The sequence below is a fragment of the Streptomyces sp. enrichment culture genome (assembly GCF_964273145.1).
GTDB lineage: Bacteria > Actinomycetota > Actinomycetes > Streptomycetales > Streptomycetaceae > Streptomyces.
In genome coordinates this window covers 4,048,982-4,066,437 of sequence record NZ_OZ186873.1, presented here as the reverse complement: position 1 = coordinate 4,066,437, position 17,456 = coordinate 4,048,982, and the positions used below count along the sequence as shown (strand labels likewise).

Annotated in this window: 14 protein-coding genes and 1 pseudogene; 7 read left to right on the top strand and 8 right to left on the bottom strand. The window is 73.6% G+C overall.

Annotated elements, in window-relative coordinates; translation table 11 throughout:
• Positions 1-260: 260 nt before the first annotated feature.
• The 4 genes and pseudogenes from ACSU6Z_RS18475 to ACSU6Z_RS18460 all read right to left on the bottom strand — a co-directional run bounded on the left by ACSU6Z_RS18475 (position 261) and on the right by ACSU6Z_RS18460 (position 6,224).
• Positions 261-609: pseudogene (locus tag ACSU6Z_RS18475) on the bottom strand (VOC family protein).
• A gap of 148 nt (positions 610-757) precedes the next feature.
• The gene (locus tag ACSU6Z_RS18470; RefSeq protein WP_437047043.1) at positions 758-4,045 is read right to left on the bottom strand and encodes a S8 family peptidase; all 3,288 of its coding nucleotides are present in this window, start codon (positions 4,043-4,045) and stop codon (positions 758-760) included.
• Between the two features lie 323 nt (positions 4,046-4,368).
• Positions 4,369-5,616 (bottom strand): L,D-transpeptidase, encoded by a 1,248-nt coding sequence (locus ACSU6Z_RS18465; RefSeq protein WP_437047041.1) that lies wholly within the window; start codon positions 5,614-5,616, stop codon positions 4,369-4,371.
• Positions 5,617-5,852: 236 nt separating this feature from the next.
• Positions 5,853-6,224, bottom strand: coding sequence for a hypothetical protein (locus ACSU6Z_RS18460; protein ID WP_437047039.1), 372 nt, complete (start codon positions 6,222-6,224; stop codon positions 5,853-5,855).
• Between the two features lie 109 nt (positions 6,225-6,333).
• On the opposite strand from ACSU6Z_RS18460, the gene ACSU6Z_RS18455 reads away from it, so the two are divergent.
• A complete protein-coding gene (locus tag ACSU6Z_RS18455) occupies positions 6,334-6,651 on the top strand; it encodes an LPXTG cell wall anchor domain-containing protein (RefSeq protein ID WP_437047038.1) in 318 nt (105 codons plus the stop codon).
• A 105-nt stretch (positions 6,652-6,756) separates the two neighbouring features.
• On the opposite strand, the gene ACSU6Z_RS18450 is transcribed toward ACSU6Z_RS18455, so the two are convergent.
• Together ACSU6Z_RS18450 and ACSU6Z_RS18445 are read right to left on the bottom strand one after the other, a co-directional pair.
• Positions 6,757-7,911 carry a diguanylate cyclase domain-containing protein gene (locus tag ACSU6Z_RS18450; RefSeq protein WP_437047036.1) on the bottom strand — a complete coding sequence of 385 codons (1,155 nt, stop codon included), beginning with the start codon at positions 7,909-7,911 and terminating at the stop codon, positions 6,757-6,759.
• Between the two features lie 130 nt (positions 7,912-8,041).
• The gene (locus ACSU6Z_RS18445; RefSeq protein ID WP_437047035.1) at positions 8,042-8,842 is read right to left on the bottom strand and encodes an enoyl-CoA hydratase/isomerase family protein; all 801 of its coding nucleotides are present in this window, start codon (positions 8,840-8,842) and stop codon (positions 8,042-8,044) included.
• A gap of 211 nt (positions 8,843-9,053) precedes the next feature.
• Between ACSU6Z_RS18445 and ACSU6Z_RS18440 the strand changes: the two genes are divergently transcribed.
• Positions 9,054-9,695, top strand: coding sequence for a hypothetical protein (locus tag ACSU6Z_RS18440; protein ID WP_437047033.1), 642 nt, complete (start codon positions 9,054-9,056; stop codon positions 9,693-9,695).
• A 205-nt stretch (positions 9,696-9,900) separates the two neighbouring features.
• On the opposite strand, the gene ACSU6Z_RS18435 is transcribed toward ACSU6Z_RS18440, so the two are convergent.
• Together ACSU6Z_RS18435 and ACSU6Z_RS18430 are read right to left on the bottom strand one after the other, a co-directional pair.
• On the bottom strand, positions 9,901-11,025 hold the full coding sequence (locus tag ACSU6Z_RS18435) for an adenylate/guanylate cyclase domain-containing protein (protein WP_437047031.1): 1,125 nt from the start codon (positions 11,023-11,025) through the stop codon (positions 9,901-9,903).
• A 104-nt stretch (positions 11,026-11,129) separates the two neighbouring features.
• On the bottom strand, positions 11,130-12,011 hold the full coding sequence (locus ACSU6Z_RS18430; protein WP_437047030.1) for a biotin--[acetyl-CoA-carboxylase] ligase: 882 nt from the start codon (positions 12,009-12,011) through the stop codon (positions 11,130-11,132).
• A gap of 110 nt (positions 12,012-12,121) precedes the next feature.
• Between ACSU6Z_RS18430 and ACSU6Z_RS18425 the strand changes: the two genes are divergently transcribed.
• From ACSU6Z_RS18425 to ACSU6Z_RS18405, 5 genes are all read left to right on the top strand, one after another.
• Positions 12,122-13,726 (top strand): acyl-CoA carboxylase subunit beta, encoded by a 1,605-nt coding sequence (locus ACSU6Z_RS18425; protein WP_437047028.1) that lies wholly within the window; start codon positions 12,122-12,124, stop codon positions 13,724-13,726.
• Between the two features lie 25 nt (positions 13,727-13,751).
• On the top strand, positions 13,752-13,964 hold the full coding sequence (locus ACSU6Z_RS18420; RefSeq protein WP_437047026.1) for an acyl-CoA carboxylase epsilon subunit: 213 nt from the start codon (positions 13,752-13,754) through the stop codon (positions 13,962-13,964).
• A 354-nt stretch (positions 13,965-14,318) separates the two neighbouring features.
• Positions 14,319-14,447, top strand: a complete 129-nt coding sequence (gene mmpB / locus ACSU6Z_RS18415) for a morphogenic membrane protein MmpB (RefSeq protein ID WP_437016824.1) — start codon at positions 14,319-14,321, stop codon at positions 14,445-14,447.
• 31 nt (positions 14,448-14,478) lie between these two features.
• Positions 14,479-15,099, top strand: coding sequence for a Maf family protein (locus tag ACSU6Z_RS18410; RefSeq protein WP_437047024.1), 621 nt, complete (start codon positions 14,479-14,481; stop codon positions 15,097-15,099).
• A 497-nt stretch (positions 15,100-15,596) separates the two neighbouring features.
• A complete protein-coding gene (locus tag ACSU6Z_RS18405; protein WP_437047023.1) occupies positions 15,597-17,369 on the top strand; it encodes a biotin carboxylase N-terminal domain-containing protein in 1,773 nt (590 codons plus the stop codon).
• Positions 17,370-17,456 lie beyond the last annotated feature (87 nt).

Genomic DNA, 17,456 nt, shown 5'->3' with positions numbered 1-17,456 from the left:
AAGGCGAAAGCGCAGTGTCCTCGCCGCCGCCCAGCCGGGCCGTCGTCCGCTCGATCGTCCGGCGGTGCCGGCCCGGTCGGGTGGAGGGCTCGATGCTCCTGCGGACGATGCGGTGCCGGATGCCTCGCTCGCGCAGCCATCGACGCGGGTGGTCCCAGGCGCAGCCCTTGTCCGCGTGCACTTCGGCGGACCGTCGTCTGTGCGGACCGCGGCGGGACGCCCCGCACGAGCGGCCCGGGCCCGACTGCCGTGCGGGCCCGTCAGCGGTGGCCCAGCACGTTGACCACCCGGCCGCTGGGGTCACGGACGAAGAAGCGGCGCACCCCCCCACTCCTCGTCCTGCAGGGGGTGGACGATCTCCGCGCCGCTCCCCCGCATGGCCGCGTAGGCCGCGTCCACGTCGTCCACTTCGACGCTCATATCGGGAGTGACCGGTGCGGTCCTGTCGCTGGTCATGAAGCTGATCTGCGCCGACGGACTGGACGGGGACGCGAGCGTCGTGATCCAGCCGTGGTTCATGACCTCCTCGAATCCGAGCAGGCCGTAGAACTCCCGGCTCCCCTGCCCGGCCTCTGACGGGACGTTGGGTACGACACGGCGAACGGCCATAGGTGACTCCAAGGCGGCGGACCGGCGTTGAGGCTCTCCGGGAGTACTGCGCCGCGCCGGCCGCCGCACTCGCTCCCGCTCCGCGTCCCGGTGCCGCGGCCCGCACGTCCGCGGACGTGCGGGCCTGTCTGCGTGTCCGCGTGCGCGTCTACTTGCCGTAGTACGCGTTGTAGATCGAGAGGGTCGACTTGTTGCCCTGCTTGTCGGTGATCTTGGCGTGGAAGGAGACCGCCTTCCCCTTCGCCGGGTTCCCGACCGTGACCTTGCCGCCCTTGACGGTGAGCCTCTTCCAGTTCTTGCCGTGGTCGTACGACACGTACACCAGCAGCATCCTGAGGTTGCCGCCCTTGGCCGCGCCCTCGACGGTGACCGGGACGACGGCCGTCCCGCCGGCCGGGACCCTGCCGTCCAGGCCGGTGGCCGCGCCGAAGCGGACCGTGGAGACGGGCAGCCTGGTGTCGCCGTGGGTGCGCTTGGAGCGGAAGGTCCAGCTCGCGTCGACGCGGGTGGAGGCCGCCGCGACCCGGGCGCTGCGCCGGACGGACGTCGTCAGCCGGTACTCGGCGTCGCCCGCCGGGACCTCGAAGCCCTCCTCGTCGTAGAGGAGCGGGTCCTCGTGCGAGCCGACCTCGGTTCCGTTGCGGTAGAGGGTGGTGGCGGCCGAGGTGAGGTCCGACGCGCCGGCGTGGGCCTGGCCGTCGGCGAGCAGCGGCAGCATGCCGTGGATGCGGTCCCGCTCGCGGAAGACGCCGTACTCCGTGTTCAGGTGCGGGCCGAAGACCGCCGTGTTGAAGGTCTTCGTGTACGACCGGCCCGCCCGGAAGGTCTGCGGGGCGCCCAGCGTGTAGGCGGCCTCGACGACCGGCCAGCCCTCGGCGTCCCGTCCCCCGTACTGCTCGAAGTCGAACGACCACTTGATCCCGCCGGACGTCGACAGGTACAGCGTGCGCGAGCCGGGCAGCCTCTGCTCGACGGCCTGGCCGACGACGGCGTCGTCGGGGAACTCGCCCAGGGGGGTGAGGCCGCCGGTCTTGCCGGGGGCGGTGGCGCCGAGGTTGTTCCTCACCCGGGCCAGCTCACTCGCCTCGAAGTGCCGGACCTTGTCGCCCCGGAGCTTGGTGACCTCGGCGGTGGTGGCCACGTCGTACTCGGTGTCCCCGCCCCTGGTCCACTGGCCGTACCAGGTCTGCCGCAGGCCGTCGGCGACCTGGGGGCCGAGGTGGGCGACGCGCAGGTCGGCGAACGAGCCGAGGCTCAGGTCGATGCCGCCCACGGGGTCGTAGAAGTAGCCGATCGTCGCGGACACCTGCTCGGCCCTGGCGTCCGGGACCGTGATGCGGGCCGGCCTCGCGGTGCGCGCGTCGAGCGTGACCGTGGTGTTCCCGGTGACGTCCAGTCTCGGCCGCACCAGCCAGTCGATGCCGCCCTCGAACGTCTCGACGTCCTCGCCGATCCAGGCGTCCAGCAGGTACGTGCCCTTGACCACCCGCAGGGTGGTGGTGCCGGCGGCCGGGGCCTGGTGGAAGTGGCCGTCGCCCGGGCCGTCGTAGCCCTCGAGCGTGGTGCTGTGCCGGTCCGTGGGCCGGCCGTCCCTGCCGATGTGCTTGACGGTGACGTCGTAGGACTCCACCTCGCGCTGTACCACCGCCGCCGTGCGGACGGTCTGCCCGCCGCCGGTCGCCGTGACGTACGCCGAGTAGGCGCCGTCGAGCGTGCCGCCCAGCCGGGTGTCGGCGGTGAGGCCGACGGAGGCCGTGCCGCCCGCGGGGACGGTGACCTCGTCCGCGGCGGTCCTGAAGAATCCGGCGGGCGCCGGCTGCCCCGTGGGGCCGGTGGCGGTCACGGAGAGGGCGAGCGTGACGTCCTCGGTGCCGAGGTTGCGGTACGTCAACCGCTCGGTGACCGGCTTGTCGTCGGTGTGCGGCCACTGCTGCAGTCCGAGGTCGACCGAGACCGGGTCGGCGATCACGGTCTGCGTGACGGCCCTGTCGGCCCGGACGCGCCCGGACCCCTGCTCGAACGGGGTGTACTTCCCGCCCTTGGCCGAGCCCGTCAGCGCGCCCTTCAGTTCGGCGTACGTCCAGTCCGGGTGCCGCTGCTTGAGGAGGGCGGCGGCGCCCGCGACGTGCGGGGTCGCCATGGACGTACCGGAGATGGTGACGTACCCGGCCGGCTTCTCGCCGACCTCCCGGGCGATGGCGCTGTCGTGCGCGGAGGCGGCGGTGATGTCGACGCCGGGTGCGGTCACGTCCGGCTTGACGGCGCCGTCCATGCCGGGGCCGCGGCTGGAGAAGTCCGCGAGCCGGTCCTTGCCGTCGACCGCGCCGACGGTCAGGGCGGCGGCGGCGCTGCCCGGTGAGCCGACGGTCCGGCCGCCGAACTCGCCCTCGTTGCCGGCGGCGATGGCGAACAGGATGCCCTTCTGCTCGGAGAGCTTGTTCACCTGCGCTTCCAGCGGGTCGATCTCGGGGGTGTCGCCGCCGTCCAGGCTGAGGTTGACGATGTCGGCGCCCTGCTCGGCCGCCCACTCCATGCCGGCGAGGATGCCGGAGTCGTCGCCGAAGCCCTCGTCGTCGAGCACCTTGCCGTTGAGCAGCTTGGCGCCGGGGGCGACACCCTTGTACGTCGTGCCCGCGCCGGCCGCGATGGAGGCGACGTGCGTGCCGTGGCCGTACCTGTCGGTCGCGTCGGGCGCGGTGGAGAAGTTCTTCGAGGCGACGACCTGGTTCCTCAGGTCGGGGTGGGTGGTGTCGACACCGGTGTCCAGGACGGCGATCCTGACGCCCTTGCCGTCGTAGCCGGCCGCCCACGCCCTGGGCGCGCCGATCTGCGGCACCGACGTGTCGAGGCTGGCCTCGCGGACGCCGTCGAGCCAGACGTGCGCGACGCCGGAGGCGGTGGTGCCGCCGTCGGTGACCGCGTCCCACAGCTCGGGGGCGTCCTCCTGCGGGGCCTGTACGGCGTCCGCGTTGAGGGCCTTCAGGGTGCGGCGCACGGTGCCCGCGTCACGGACGTCGGCCCTGGCGCCGGCGGCGGCCCCGCGGTAGCCGACGATGACCTTCAGGCCCTTCTTCTGGGCCTTGCGGGTGGCGGCCCCGGTGAGCTCGGTGACGTCGAACAGACGCCGGTCCAGCTTGCCGTCGGCGACCAGGCGGGCGGCGTCGGCCGGGACGACGAGCGTGTGCCCGCCGGTCCTGCGGATCTGGACGGGTATGTGCTCACGGCCCTCGGCCCGCTCCAGGCCGGCGACCCGGCCCTCGGCGTCCACGACGACCCGGTCGCCGGTGATCAGCGTGACGCGCTGCTTTCCGGTGCCCGGGGTGCGGGCCGCGGCGCCGGCCGCCCCCTCCCCCTGCGCCGCGGCCGGGCCGGTCGTGCCCGCCGCGAGGGCCACGGCCACCGCCGTGGCGACGGCCGCCCCGCGTGCTCTCTTCACTTGTCCGCGCAAGTTTCCCCCTTGCAGAAGTACCGGGCGGATATCCCCGTTCACCCGGCCGGGGGTGGTATCGCACACGCGTGCACCACCCGTGCGGGGCAGTATGCCGGGGGGTGATCAAGCCCTCAAGGGAAGAAGGGGGCGATAGGGGGCGCGTCAGGGCAATCGCCTGTCAACTGTTACGCGATCGACGGGTGGCGTTACATTGCCGCGAACTCCGGCGCGCCGCGGCCGCCTTGGCCGTGCGGTCCGCCGCGCACACGACACCGCCGCCCGCCCCGGAGGGCGGACGGCGGTGTGCGGGGCCGGTCGGTGCGGGGGCGTCAGATCGCCGAGCCCGCCTTCCACTGCTCCCAGCTCATGTTCCAGCCGTTGAGGCCGTTGTCCGGGGCGATGGTCTTGTCACCGGTGTTCTGGACGACGACCACGTCACCGATGAGGGAGTTGTTGTAGAACCAGGCACCCGGCGTGTTCGGGTCGTTGGCGCCCTTGGTGTCGGACAGGCCCACGCAGCCGTGGCTGGTGTTGGCGTTGCCGAAGATGGACTTGGCGCCCCAGTAGTTGCCATGGATGAAGGTGCCGGAGGTGCTCAGGCGCATGGCGTGCGGCACGTCCTTGATGTCGTACTCGCCCTCGCCGTCGTCGTCGGTGAAGCCGACCGTCGCGCCGTTCATCCGGGTCTCCTTGAACTTCTCGGAGATCACCATCTGGCCCTCGTACGTCTTGTTCTCGGGCGAGCCGGCGGAGATCGGGATGGTCCTGATCACCTTGCCGTCCTGCGTGACCTTCATCTGCTTGGTCTGCGCGTCGACGTAGGAGACCTGGTTGCGGCCGATCTTGAAGGTGACCGTCTTCTGCTGGACGCCGTAGACGCCCTCGGCGCCCTCGACCCCGTCGAGCGCCAGCTTCAGGGTGACGGTCGCGCCCTCCTGCCAGTAGTCCTCGGGGCGGCAGTCCATGCGGTTGGCGTCGAACCAGTGGCAGGCGACCTCCTGCCCGCTGGTCGTGCTGACCGTGACGCCCTTCTGGACGGCGGCCTTGTTGGTGATCGCCTTGTCGAACTTGATCGACACGGGCATGCCGACGCCGACCGTGGTGCCGTCGTCCGGGGTGAAGGTGCCGATGAAGCTGTTGGCCGGGGAGACCGTGGTGAAGGACGCGTTCTCGTGCGCGGCGCGGCCCTCGGAGTCCGTCGCGGTGGCGCTCACCTTGTAGGTGGTGGCCCGCTCCAGCTGGCCGGCGGGCTTCCAGCTCTTCTTGTCGGCGGATATCTGGCCGCTGACCTCGGTGCCGTCGGTCGCGGTCATCTTCACCTCCGTCAGCGTGCCCTTGCGCACGGTCACGGTGGCGGAGTTGTTGATGGAGGCGTTGGACGAGCCGTCCTTGGGCGTGATCTCGATCTGGGCCTCGGACGTCTTCTCGGCCGCCGCCTTGTCGACCGCGGTCTGCGAGGAGCCGTCGCCCCCGCCGGAGGCGCCGTCGTCACCGCCGGAACAGGCCGAGAGCACCAGCACACCGCCGAGCAGCGCGGACGCGGCCGCCAGGCCCTTGCGCCGCCTACTGTTGGTCATCACACGCTTCTCCATCGTTGCCGATTCCCGAAAACCCCGGGATACCCCGTCACAAACGTCCAACGCTACGACCGGTTCACCCGGTTCCATGCTCCTGACATGTGTGGGACACACCACGTCCTCTGTCATGTCCGCCACGCCCCGCCCGGGGGGGTGCGGACGCGGCCCGCGCGTCCCCGGAGACGACGGGCCCCCGGACGGCGGCTGCCGCCCGGGGGCCGCGTCCTCCCGCCGCGTCAGCCGGCCGCCCCGCGCACGCCCCCCGTGTCCTCCGTGTCCTGCGCGTCGTCCTGTCCGTCATCATCCCCGTCGAGGTCCCACTCGGGCGAGTCGGGGTCGTAGTCGATCCACTCACTGCTCCACGAGGCCTGCTGGAGCTCGATCCCCGGCACCTCGCTGACCAGATCGAACGGGTCCACGAGATAGGCCAGGGCCTCCGCGGTGTCCTCCGTCACCGCGTTCTGCGCATGCGTCTGCTCCTCGCCGGGCATGTCGGGATCGTCGGCGATCCGCTGCAGCGCGGCGCCGGTGACCGCCTCCTCGTCGTCCACCGCGAGGACGAGTTCCACGCGAAGGCGTACAAAACGTGAGGGCTCTGAAGTGCTCATGTGCGGAGCGTACGGCCGTCGGCTCCCGTGACTTTCCCGTGACCCGCGCCTTTCACTAACATCGCCCCACCACGGCCAATTCGCCAGCGCCACAAGGGGATCGATTTCCGTGTCATCCGCTCGCCGTTCGTTGCTGACCGCCACCGCCGCGGGCAGCCTGCTGTGCGCCCTGTGGTTCGTCCCGTCCGCGAACGCGACACAGGACGACCCGGCGCTGCAGGCGTCCTCGAAGGCCCCGTCCCCGCAGGTCACGGAGGAGGCTCGGGTCACCGCCGTGGCGCATGCGACGACCGCCGGCGCAGAGGCCCGGCTGGCCGACACCGGCAGCTTCGACAGCACGCCGTACGTCGTCGGCGGCACGCTCCTCCTCACGCTCGGCGCCGGGTTCGTCGCCTACTCGGTGCGCCGCGAACACCTGGGCATGTGAGCGGTTTGACGGGTTGTCGGCCCGTCGAGCCGACCCGCCGGCGCCGCGCGCCGCGGTGAGGACCGCCCGGAACCTGCGACCCTCCCCCAGGGGCGCCGTCCGGTGTCACTCCGGCGAGTGCCGTCCCCGGAACCGGCGGCGCTCCCCGTCCGCTTCCCGGGACGGCTCGTCCGCGAGCCGCACGACGGGGTCCCCGGGTCCCTCGCGGCCGGCGACGACCGGCCGGGTCGCCCGCTCGGCCTTGGCGCGGTACTGGGCGGCGTCGGCGAGCCGGAACAGCCGGCGGGCGGAGACCACGGGCCCGATCGGGTCCTCGGTGGAGGCGACCCCGCAGGCCACACCGTCGCCGAGCTCCATCTCGGCGGCGCGGCGGCACAGTTCGCCGGCCGCCTCCACCACCGCGTCGGCGGGCGGCCCGACCGCGAGCAGGCAGAACTCGTCGCCGCCGAGGCGGGCCGCGAGCGCGCCCGGCACCATGGCGCCGCACAGTGACAGCACCGTCCCGAAGCGCTCCAGGAGCCGGTCGCCGACCGCGTGCCCGCAGGTGTCGTTGACCCGCTTGAGCCCGTTGAGGTCGCAGACGACGAGGCTGACGACGACCCCCTCCCGGCGGTGCCGCTCGATCGCCTCGTCCAGGCGGACGTCGACGGCGCGGCGGTTGGCGAGCCCGGTGAGCGCGTCGGTGAACGCCAGTCGCCTCACCTCCTCCAGCCGCTCGGTCTGGGCGATGCCGGCGGCGACGACGGAGGCCAGGACGATGGCGAAGTCGGCGTCGGCCCGGTCGAAGAGGGGGGCGCCGAGCGGGCGGGCGACGTACAGCTCCCCCCAGGCCCGCCCGTGCAGCACGACCGGCGCGACCACGCAGCAGCCGCGCCCGCGGCGGCGCAGGGCGGCGACGCGCTGGTGGACGTAGCCGGGGCGTCCGGCGGCCGGGCCCTCGGCGGTCTCCACCCAGGCGCCGGGCTCGCCGCCCCCGGCCCAGCGTTCGTGCAGGAACTCGGTGATCTCCGCGAACTGGTGCACCGGGTAGGACTCGTCGTCCGGGAACTCCTCCTCGCCGTCCGCCCGCTCCCCGACGTTCACCAGGACGCGCAGCCGGCCCAGCTCCCGCTCCCACACCGACAGCGCGGCGAAGCTCCCGCCCAGCGCCCGGCACGCCCCGGTGGCCGCCGCGTGCCACGTCTCACGGGAGCTGCGCGCCGCCGCCATACCCTGCGCCAACGCCACCACGGCCGCGAACCGACTGTCCTCACCGCCCATCACTCCAGGCTAGGGAGAATCGGTACGAACCGGGACATTCATGCGGCGAACGGGGATCAGCCACCCCCTCCCGCCCCGGGGGTCCGCCACCCCGTCCCCCGTGCCGCTTCCGAAGCTCCTGCCGCTCCCGTCACTCCCCCGGCCACCGCGGCGCGCGCTTCTCGTTGAACGCCGCGACCCCCTCCGCCCGGTCCCCCGAGAACGCCACCGCCCGCCACGCCGCGTCCTCGACCTCCAGCCCGGCCCGCAGGTCCAGCCCGTGCCCGAGCCGCAACGCCTTCTTGGCCGCCCGCAGCCCGACGGGCGAGTGCGCGGCGATCCGGGACGCCAGCGCCAGCGCCTCCTCCCGGTCCCGCCCCTCCTCCACCAGCCGGTCGACGAGCCCCAGCTCCGCCGCCTCCGCGGCCTGGACCCGGCGCGCCGTGAAGACCAGCTCGGCCGCCCGGGCCGCCCCCACCCGCCGCGGCAGCAGCTGCGTCCCGCCACCGCCGGGGATCACGCCGACGGAGACCTCGGGCAGTCCCACCACGGCCGTGCGGTCGGCGACGATCAGGTCGCACGACAGCGCCAGCTCGAACCCGCCGCCCAGCGCGAAGCCGTGCACGGCCGCGATCGCCGGCACCGGCAGCTCCAGCACACCGGTGTATGCTGCACGCGCCACGGGCCGCTGCCTCAGCAGGTCGGCGTCGCTGAAGGAGTTCCGCTCCTTCAGATCGGCCCCGACGCAGAACGCCCGCTCGTGCGTCGAGGTCAGCACCACGGCCCGCACGCTCCGATTGCCGCCCAGCGCCGCGCAGGCCGCGGCGAGGGACCGGGCCATCTCGGTCGAGACGGCGTTCATGGCCTTCGGCCGGTCGAGCGCGAGCTCCGCGACATGCCCGTCCGCATGCCACCTGACCAGGACGGACTCCCCGAACCGCTCCTCGCTCATGATATCCTCCGGTTAACGCCAGTTAACAAGGCGCTTCCGATCATCGCAGGGCCGGCCGCGCGGGGGAAGACGGGACGCCCGCTTCCCGCCCGCCGCCCGCGTACCCGTTCGAGTGACAGTCCGCCGACTTCCGCTCGCCCGCCCCCAGGAAGCGCATAGCGTGCGCTCTCCACGGCGCACCGGGGGGTGTGCGCACCGGGGAGGGAACACGATGACGACGGACACACCAGCCGCACCGAACGCCACGGCGCTCCGCCCGCGGGGACCACGCGGCCGTCACCGCCGGCCGCCCCGCCCCCGCAGGCTGCTGCTCGGCGCGGGCGGCCTCGCGCTGGCGATCGGCGTCCTGAGCCTCGTACGCCTCGTCCCGGACTCGGGCACGGGCGGCTCCGGCGTCGCGCAGGCCGCGCCCTCGCACCCGGCTCCGATCACACCCTCGGTACCGGGCGGGATCATCGCGCCGGGCCCGGACCGGCCGAGCCCCTCGGCGTCCTCCCCCACGGACGGCCTGCGGGCGTCCACGGCCTCCGGCCGCACACCCGCCCCCGCTCCGGGCGGCACCACGCCGGACGCCGGGAGGGGGGCGGTCATCCCCTACCTCCCGGACGCCCTGCGCGCCCCGGGCACCCGGGTCCCCTCCACGGTGCCGGGCGAGCCGGACGGCCCGCGGCCCCCGGCCCCCCGCCCGCCGCTCCCGAAGCCCCCCACGCCTCGTCCCCCGTCCGCCCCGGAACCGGAGCCGTCGCCGTCCCCGGTCCCGTCCCGCCCCGCACCGCCCGCCGAGCCGGACCGGCCCGGTCTGTGCGTACCGCTCATCGGCCTGTGCCTGGGCTTCACGGACGGCGACGGCTGACGGGCTCCGCGGCCCCGGAGGGCGCGACGGCCGCGGGGCCGCCTGGGGTCTTTCGTTTGGATCAGGTCGGATCAGGGAGCGGGACCCGGTGCCGTGCATCGCAAGGCGGAGGAGGGCGCCATGGCGAAAGCCATGGCAACCGACGACAACGCGGCGGGGCACGGCACCAGGCCCCGCGAGCCCGGCATGATCCGAACGAGAGGCCTTAGGACTCCCCGCCGCGCCTGCTCAGCAGCCACGGCTCGACCACGCCGAGCCCGCGCACCGGCCGCTGCCACATCGGCTGGAGGGCGAAGCGGTACGCCGGCGGTTCCGTGCCCTCCTTCTCGGCGGCGGCGGCCTCCTCGGCCGCCTGCGCCTCGGAGGCCGGGGCGTCCCCGGTGCGTATGAGCTCCTGGGCGAAGGCGCTGTCGACGAGGACGGCGTCGCGGGGGGCTATGGAGGTGAGCCGGGAGGCCAGGTTCACGGTGGTGCCGAAGACGTCGCCCATACGGGTGGTGACCGTGCCGAAGGCCATGCCGACGCGCAGCTTTGGCATGGTCTCGTCGTGCGCCAGGGTCTCGATGAGGCGCAGGGCGATCTCGGCGGCCGTGCCCGCGTCGTCGGCGGCGTAGAGCACCTCGTCGCCGAGGGTCTTGATGAGCCGTCCGCCGCGTGCCGCCACCAGGTCGGCGGCGGTGGTCTCGAAGGCCTCGACGAGCTCGCCGAGCTCCTCCTCCTCCATGCGGCGGGTCAACCGGGTGAAGCCGACCAGGTCGGCGAAGGCGACGGCCAGGCGCCGGTCGACCATCTCCTCGTCGTCGGCCGCCTGCACGACGCGGCCGGTGGCGGCGGCCAGCTGGCGCCGCCAGACGTAGACGAGGAACTCCTCCAGCTCCGGCAGGAGCAGCTCGACCAGCGGATACGTGACCTCGGTGCGGGTCATGCCGGGCTCGGGCGGTTCGGTCAGGCCCTCCAGGAAGGAGTCGATCTGCCATTCGGCCAACCGGGCGGTGGTCTGCCCGGTGGAGCGGGCCACCTGCACGGCCATCGCCTCGCTGAGCAGGCCCGCCTCCACCAGGCCGGCCAGGCGCCGCAGGGCCAGCACGTCGGCCTCGGTGAGCGCCTTGGCCTGCCCTATGTCGGCGAAGCCCATGGCCCGCCAGAAGCGGGAGGCCAGCTCCATGGAGACGCCCGCGCTGCGGGCCGCCTGGAAGGGGGTGTAGCGGCGCTCCGCGCCCAGGATGAGCTGTTCGAGGCGGAGCGCGAGCGGGTCCTCTCCGGGATCGGCGGGGCGGGGTTCCCCCCGGCCGTCCCCGGCCGTGCCGGAGCCCGTGTCGTCGACGGTCACGCCTGCTGCCCTTCCGATCTGCCGCGGTCAGGTACCGACCGGCCCCAACTTTACGTCAGGTGTGCGCCAGCTCACTCCCGCAGCCCGGGCGGCCCGCGCACCCCTCAGGCGGGCCGCAGGTGCACGATGTCCCCCGCGCCCACCGGTTCCCGGACGCCGTCCTCCGTGGCCAGCACCAGCCTGCCGTCCCCGTCGACGGCGACGGCCTCCCCGGTGACCGACCGGTCGCCGGGCAGCTCGGCCCGCACCACGCGGCCCAGCGTCGCGCAGCCGGCGGCGTACGTCTCCTGCAGGCCGCACGCCGCGGGGTCGCCGTCCGCGGCCCGCCACCGCCCGTACCAGTCCTCCAGCGACCGCAGCACGCCCCTCAGCAGCGGGTCCCGGTCGGTGCTCACCGCCCCGGCCAGCGCCAGCGACCCGGCGTGCGGCACCGGCAGCTCGTGGGCGCGCAGGGTGACGTTGACGCCCACTCCGACGACAACGCCGCCAACGCCGTCGGCGCCGCCCCCGGCGCGCTCGGCGAGGATGCCGCCGGCCTTGCGTTCCTCGCCGCCGACGGTGACCAGCAGGTCGTTGGGCCACTTGAGCGCGGTGTCGACGCCCGCCGTCCGGGACAGGCCGGTCGCCACGGCGACGCCGGTGAGCAGCGGCAGCCAGCCCCAGCGGGCCGGCGGGACCCCGGCGGGGGTGAGCAGGACGGAGAAGAAGAGGCCGGAACGGGGCGGTGCCGTCCACTGCCGGTCCAGGCGGCCCCGGGCGGCGGTCTGCTCCTCGGCGACGAGGACGGCGCCCTCGGCCGCCCTCCCCGCGGCGGCGCGGGCGACCAGGTCGGAGTTGGTGGAGCCGGTGCGCTGCACCACCTCCACCTCCGACCACAGCCCGCCCTCCCGCAGCAGCCCGCGCCGCAGCGCGGCGGCGTTGAGGGGCGGCCGGTCCAGGTCGGACCACCGGCTGCGGTTCCCGTCTGATGCATCTCGCGGCGTCATGCAAGCCACCCTAGGTGTGGTAAACGCCGCACTGCCGATCGGTAGGCGCCCCACTACGCTGCGGATGAGCAACCGAACCCACTCTTGAGCAGGCAGGGAGCCGCGTCCCGATGTCCGAGCCGGAAGAGCTGCAGCAGCCTGACACCCACACGACCGCGGGCAAGCTCGCGGACCTCCAGCGCCGCGTCCGGGAGGCGACGCACGCCGGTTCGGAACGCGCCGTCGAAAAGCAGCACGCCAAGGGCAAGCTGACGGCCCGCGAGCGGATCGGCCTGCTGCTCGACGAGGGGTCCTTCGTCGAGCTGGACGAGTTCGCCCGGCACCGCTCCACCCACTTCGGCCTGGACCGGAACCGCCCGTACGGCGACGGTGTCGTCACCGGGTACGGGACGGTCGACGGGCGCCCGGTCGCCGTGTTCTCGCAGGACTTCACCGTCTTCGGCGGGGCGCTGGGCGAGGTCTACGGCCAGAAGATCGTCAAGGTGATGGACTTCGCGCTGAAGACCGGCTGCCCGGTCATCGGCATCAACGACTCCGGCGGCGCCCGCATCCAGGAGGGCGTGGCCTCCCTCGGCGCCTACGGGGAGATCTTCCGCCGCAACACCCACGCCTCCGGGGTGATCCCGCAGATCAGCCTGGTGGTCGGCCCGTGCGCGGGCGGCGCGGTGTACTCGCCCGCGATCACCGATTTCACGGTCATGGTCGACCGGACCTCGCACATGTTCATCACCGGTCCGGACGTCATCAAGACCGTCACCGGCGAGGACGTCGGCTTCGAGGAGCTGGGTGGCGCCCGCACCCACAACACGGCCTCGGGCGTGGCCCACCACATGGCCGGCGACGAGAAGGACGCGATCGAGTACGTCAGGCAGCTGCTGTCGTACCTGCCGTCCAACAACCTCTCCGAACCCCCGGCGTTCCCGGAGGAGGCGGACCTCTCCGTCACCGACGAGGACCGCGAGCTGGACGTGATCGTCCCGGACAGCGCGAACCAGCCGTACGACATGCGCACGGTGATCGAGCACGTCCTGGACGACGCCGAGTTCCTCGAGACGCAGCCGCTGTACGCGCCGAACATCGTCACCGGCTTCGGGCGGGTGGAGGGCCACCCGGTCGGGGTCGTCGCCAACCAGCCGATGCAGTTCGCCGGGTGCCTGGACATCAAGGCCAGCGAGAAGGCGGCCCGCTTCGTGCGCACCTGCGACGCCTTCAACATCCCGGTGCTGACCTTCGTGGACGTCCCCGGCTTCCTGCCGGGCGTCGGCCAGGAGCACGACGGCATCATCCGCCGCGGCGCCAAGCTGATCTACGCCTACGCCGAGGCGACCGTCCCCCTCGTCACGGTCATCACCCGCAAGGCGTTCGGCGGCGCCTACGACGTCATGGGCTCCAAGCACCTGGGGGCCGACCTGAACCTGGCCTGGCCCACCGCGCAGATCGCGGTCATGGGCGCGCAGGGCGCGGTCAACATCCTGCACCGCCGCGCCCTCGCCGAGGCCGAGGCGGCCGGTGAGGACGTGGAGGCGGTCCGCGCCCGGCTGATGCGGGAGTACGAGGACACCCTCCTCAACCCCTACGTCGCCGCCGAACGCGGCTACGTCGACGCGGTGATCATGCCGTCGGACACCCGCCGCCACATCGTGCGCGGCCTGCGTCAGCTGCGCACCAAGCGGGAATCCCTCCCTCCGAAGAAGCACGGCAACATCCCCCTGTAGGCCCGCGGACCCCCTGGGAGCCGTCATGGACATCAAGGTCGTACGGGGCAACCCGACCCCGGAGGAGCTGGCCGCCGCCCTGGCGGTGGTCCGGGCCCGCGCCGCGGCGGCGGACACCGCCCCGCCCGGTGTGCCCGCCCCCCGCGCCTCCTGGTCCGACCCGGCCCGCCTGGCCGCCCGCCGCCTGCCGCGGCCGGGACCGGCGGCGTGGGCGCGCACCTACTGGCCGGGGGCCTGACCGGCCGGGCCCCGGCGAGGGCGCGGCCGGCCGTGGCGCCCGCGATCCGCACCGGATCCCCGTACGCGGTCGGGAGCCGGACGCGGATCCGCCCGCCGCCGGCCCGCGGCCGGACGGCCTGGCGCAGCGACCGGCGCCAAGAGCCCTGGCGGGACCGATTGGGGTGACTCCTTCGCCGGGGAGCCGGGGAGCCGGGGTGACGCGGTCCGGCAGCGGCGGACACGGCCCGCCCCCGCAGAACGGGTTCGGGGTTCCTTCGAGGCAAGGGAACCCCAGGCCCTTCCACTCCCGTGTCCGCAAGTTGAGTACCCGTACTCAGGCGCGGCCCCGGACGGCCGCCGGACGATGGCAGGCATGCTGTGGTCCGACCCCGAGAACGAACCGCCCGATGAACTGCGCGAGGCCCAGGGGATGGTGCGGCGGATGGGCGTTCTCCTGGCGCTGGCCATGGTGCTCGCGATGATCGTGATCGGTGTGAGATGAGGCGTTCGGGCGACGCCGATACGCTGACCGTATGACAGATCAGCCGCGCCGCCGACTCGTTCTCGCCTCCCAGTCACCCGCCCGGCTCGGCCTGCTCCGCCAGGCCGGACTCGCCCCCGAGGTGATCGTGAGCGGCGTCGACGAGGACGCCGTCACCGCCCCCACCCCCGCCGAGCTCGCCCTCGCCCTCGCCGAGGCCAAGGCGTCCGTCGTGGCGGCCAGGCCCGAGGTGCAGGGCGCGCTGGTGATCGGCTGCGACTCCGTGCTCGACCTGGACGGCCGGGCGCTCGGCAAGCCCGCCGACGCCGAGGAGGCCACCGCCCGCTGGAAGGCGATGCGCGGCCGGGTCGGCACCCTGCAGACCGGCCACTGCGTCCACGACACCGCCAGTGGCCGCTACGCCTCGGCCACCGCCTCCACCGTCGTCCGCTTCGGCGAGCCCAGCGACGAGGAGATCGCCGCCTACGTCGCCTCGGGCGAGCCCCTCCACGTCGCCGGGGCATTCACGCTCGACGGCCGCTCGGCCCCCTTCATCGACGGCATCGACGGCGACCACGGCAACGTCATCGGCATCAGCCTGCCGCTGGTCCGGCGGCTGCTCGCGGAGCTCGGCGTGCCGATCACCGACCTGTGGGCGCCGGCGGGGAGCTGAGGGACGCGCCGCCGTCACCCCTGCCGCCCCGGTTCCGGTGGCGGCGGGTTTGTCCCGGTTCGTCCGGGGAGTCGTACGTCGTCGGCAGCAGCACGACGAGCCCGGGGACGACGGCCGCGGACAGGAGGGCGCCCCCGCCGGCCGGTCCCCGGGCGAAGCCGCCGCCACCCCGGGCGCGCTCGGGACGCCGCGGGCGCCACTCACCGGTGGACCGGGGGGACGGGACTCCCGCGGAGCGCAAAGAATCGTTGGGCCATTCGTAGGGACTCCACAAAGAAACCCAGCGCCCCGCAGCACGTGGTGACAGCGACCTTCGCCACGGCGGAGGGCTAGGGTTTCCCGGAAGAGCCCTGCGTACTCGGGTACGACAAGGGTTTCCGCGGGTCGAGCGAGCCTCGTATCACGCTCCGTGTGGGCAAGCTCACCAGTGGGGACGGGTCGAAGTGTCGTGTCGGCAGTCCCTAAACTCGGCTTGTTTCAAGGAGGGAGCCTCAATCGTGCGCAAGGTGCTCATCGCCAACCGTGGCGAAATCGCTGTCCGCGTGGCCCGGGCGTGCCGGGACGCCGGGATCGCGAGCGTGGCCGTCTACGCCGATCCGGACCGGGACGCCCTGCACGTCCGCGCCGCGGATGAGGCGTTCGCCCTGGGGGGTGACACCCCGGCCACCAGTTACCTGGACATCGCCAAGGTGCTGAAGGCGGCGCGCGAGTCGGGCGCCGACGCCGTGCACCCCGGCTACGGCTTCCTCTCCGAGAACGCCGAGTTCGCCCAGGCGGTCCTGGACGCGGGGCTGATCTGGATCGGCCCGCCGCCGCAGGCCATCCGCGACCTGGGTGACAAGGTCGCCGCCCGGCACATCGCCCAGCGCGCCGGGGCCCCGCTGGTGGCCGGCACCCCCGACCCGGTCTCCGGCGCGGACGAGGTCGTGGAGTTCGCCAAGGAGCACGGCCTGCCCATCGCGATCAAGGCCGCCTTCGGTGGCGGCGGCCGCGGCCTGAAGGTCGCCCGCACCCTGGAAGAGGTCCCCGAGCTGTACGACTCGGCCGTGCGCGAGGCGGTGGCCGCCTTCGGCCGCGGCGAGTGCTTCGTGGAGCGCTACCTGGACCGGCCCCGCCACGTGGAGACCCAGTGCCTGGCCGACACCCACGGCAACGTGGTCGTGGTCTCCACCCGTGACTGCTCCCTGCAGCGCCGCCACCAGAAGCTGGTCGAGGAGGCCCCCGCGCCGTTCCTGTCCCAGGAGCAGGTCGCCGAGCTGTACCGCGCCTCCAAGGCCATCCTCAAGGAGGCCGGCTACGTCGGCGCGGGCACGGTGGAGTTCCTCGTCGGCAACGACGGCACCATCTCCTTCCTGGAGGTCAACACCCGTCTGCAGGTCGAGCACCCGGTCACCGAGGAGGTCGCCGGCATCGACCTGGTCCGCGAGATGTTCCGCATCGCCGACGGCGAGGAGCTCGGCTACGACGACCCGGTGCTGCGCGGTCACTCCTTCGAGTTCCGCATCAACGGCGAGGACCCGGGCCGCGGCTTCCTGCCCGCGCCCGGCACGGTCACCACCTTCGCCCCGCCCTCCGGCCCGGGCGTGCGCCTGGACGCGGGCGTGGAGTCCGGCAGCGTGATCGGCCCGGCCTGGGACTCCCTGCTGGCCAAGCTGATCGTCACCGGCCGCACCCGCAAGGAGGCCCTCCAGCGCGCCGCCCGCGCCCTGGAGGAGTTCCGGGTCGAGGGCATGGCCACCGCCCTGCCCTTCCACCGCGCGGTGGTCAAGGACCCGGCCTTCGCCCCCGAGCTGACCGGCTCCGAGGACCCGTTCACGATCCACACCCGGTGGATCGAGACCGAGTTCGTCAACGAGATCGAACCCTTCACCGCGCCCGCCGGCGCCGAGGCGGAGGAGGACTCCGCCCGCGAGACGGTCGTGGTCGAGGTCGGCGGCAAGCGCCTGGAGGTCTCCCTGCCGGCCTCCCTGGGCATGTCCCTGGCCCGCACCGGCCTGGCGGCCGGGGCCAAGCCCAAGCGCCGGGCGGCGAAGAAGTCCGGCCCCGTCGCCTCCGGCGACACCCTCACCTCCCCCATGCAGGGCACCATCGTCAAGATCGCCGTCGAGGAGGGCCAGGAGGTCGAGGAAGGCGACCTGATCGTCGTCCTGGAGGCGATGAAGATGGAGCAGCCCCTCAACGCCCACAAGTCCGGCACCGTCAAGGGCCTGACCGCCGAGGTCGGCGCCTCCCTCACCTCCGGTGCCGCGATCTGCGAGATCAAGGACTGAGCCGTACGGCGCCCGGGGCGCCCGGCGGACCGCCCCGGCGGTCCGCCGGGCGCCCCGCCGCGTGGCGCGGGGACGCGGCGGACCGGC

What these genes read in the sequence shown, in the direction of transcription:
- ACSU6Z_RS18445 (WP_437047035.1), bottom strand. Translation starts at nt 8,842, where the DNA reads ATGAGCGAGGAGCGGTTCGGGGAGTCCGTCCTGGTCAGGTGGCATGCG.
- ACSU6Z_RS18465 (WP_437047041.1), bottom strand. Translation starts at nt 5,616, where the DNA reads ATGACCAACAGTAGGCGGCGCAAGGGCCTGGCGGCCGCGTCCGCGCTG.
- mmpB (WP_437016824.1), top strand. Translation starts at nt 14,319, where the DNA reads ATGCTGTGGTCCGACCCCGAGAACGAACCGCCCGATGAACTGCGCGAG.
- ACSU6Z_RS18420 (WP_437047026.1), top strand. Translation starts at nt 13,752, where the DNA reads ATGGACATCAAGGTCGTACGGGGCAACCCGACCCCGGAGGAGCTGGCC.
- ACSU6Z_RS18440 (WP_437047033.1), top strand. Translation starts at nt 9,054, where the DNA reads ATGACGACGGACACACCAGCCGCACCGAACGCCACGGCGCTCCGCCCG.
- ACSU6Z_RS18430 (WP_437047030.1), bottom strand. Translation starts at nt 12,011, where the DNA reads ATGACGCCGCGAGATGCATCAGACGGGAACCGCAGCCGGTGGTCCGAC.
- ACSU6Z_RS18460 (WP_437047039.1), bottom strand. Translation starts at nt 6,224, where the DNA reads ATGAGCACTTCAGAGCCCTCACGTTTTGTACGCCTTCGCGTGGAACTC.
- ACSU6Z_RS18410 (WP_437047024.1), top strand. Translation starts at nt 14,479, where the DNA reads ATGACAGATCAGCCGCGCCGCCGACTCGTTCTCGCCTCCCAGTCACCC.
- ACSU6Z_RS18450 (WP_437047036.1), bottom strand. Translation starts at nt 7,911, where the DNA reads ATGGGCGGTGAGGACAGTCGGTTCGCGGCCGTGGTGGCGTTGGCGCAG.
- ACSU6Z_RS18425 (WP_437047028.1), top strand. Translation starts at nt 12,122, where the DNA reads ATGTCCGAGCCGGAAGAGCTGCAGCAGCCTGACACCCACACGACCGCG.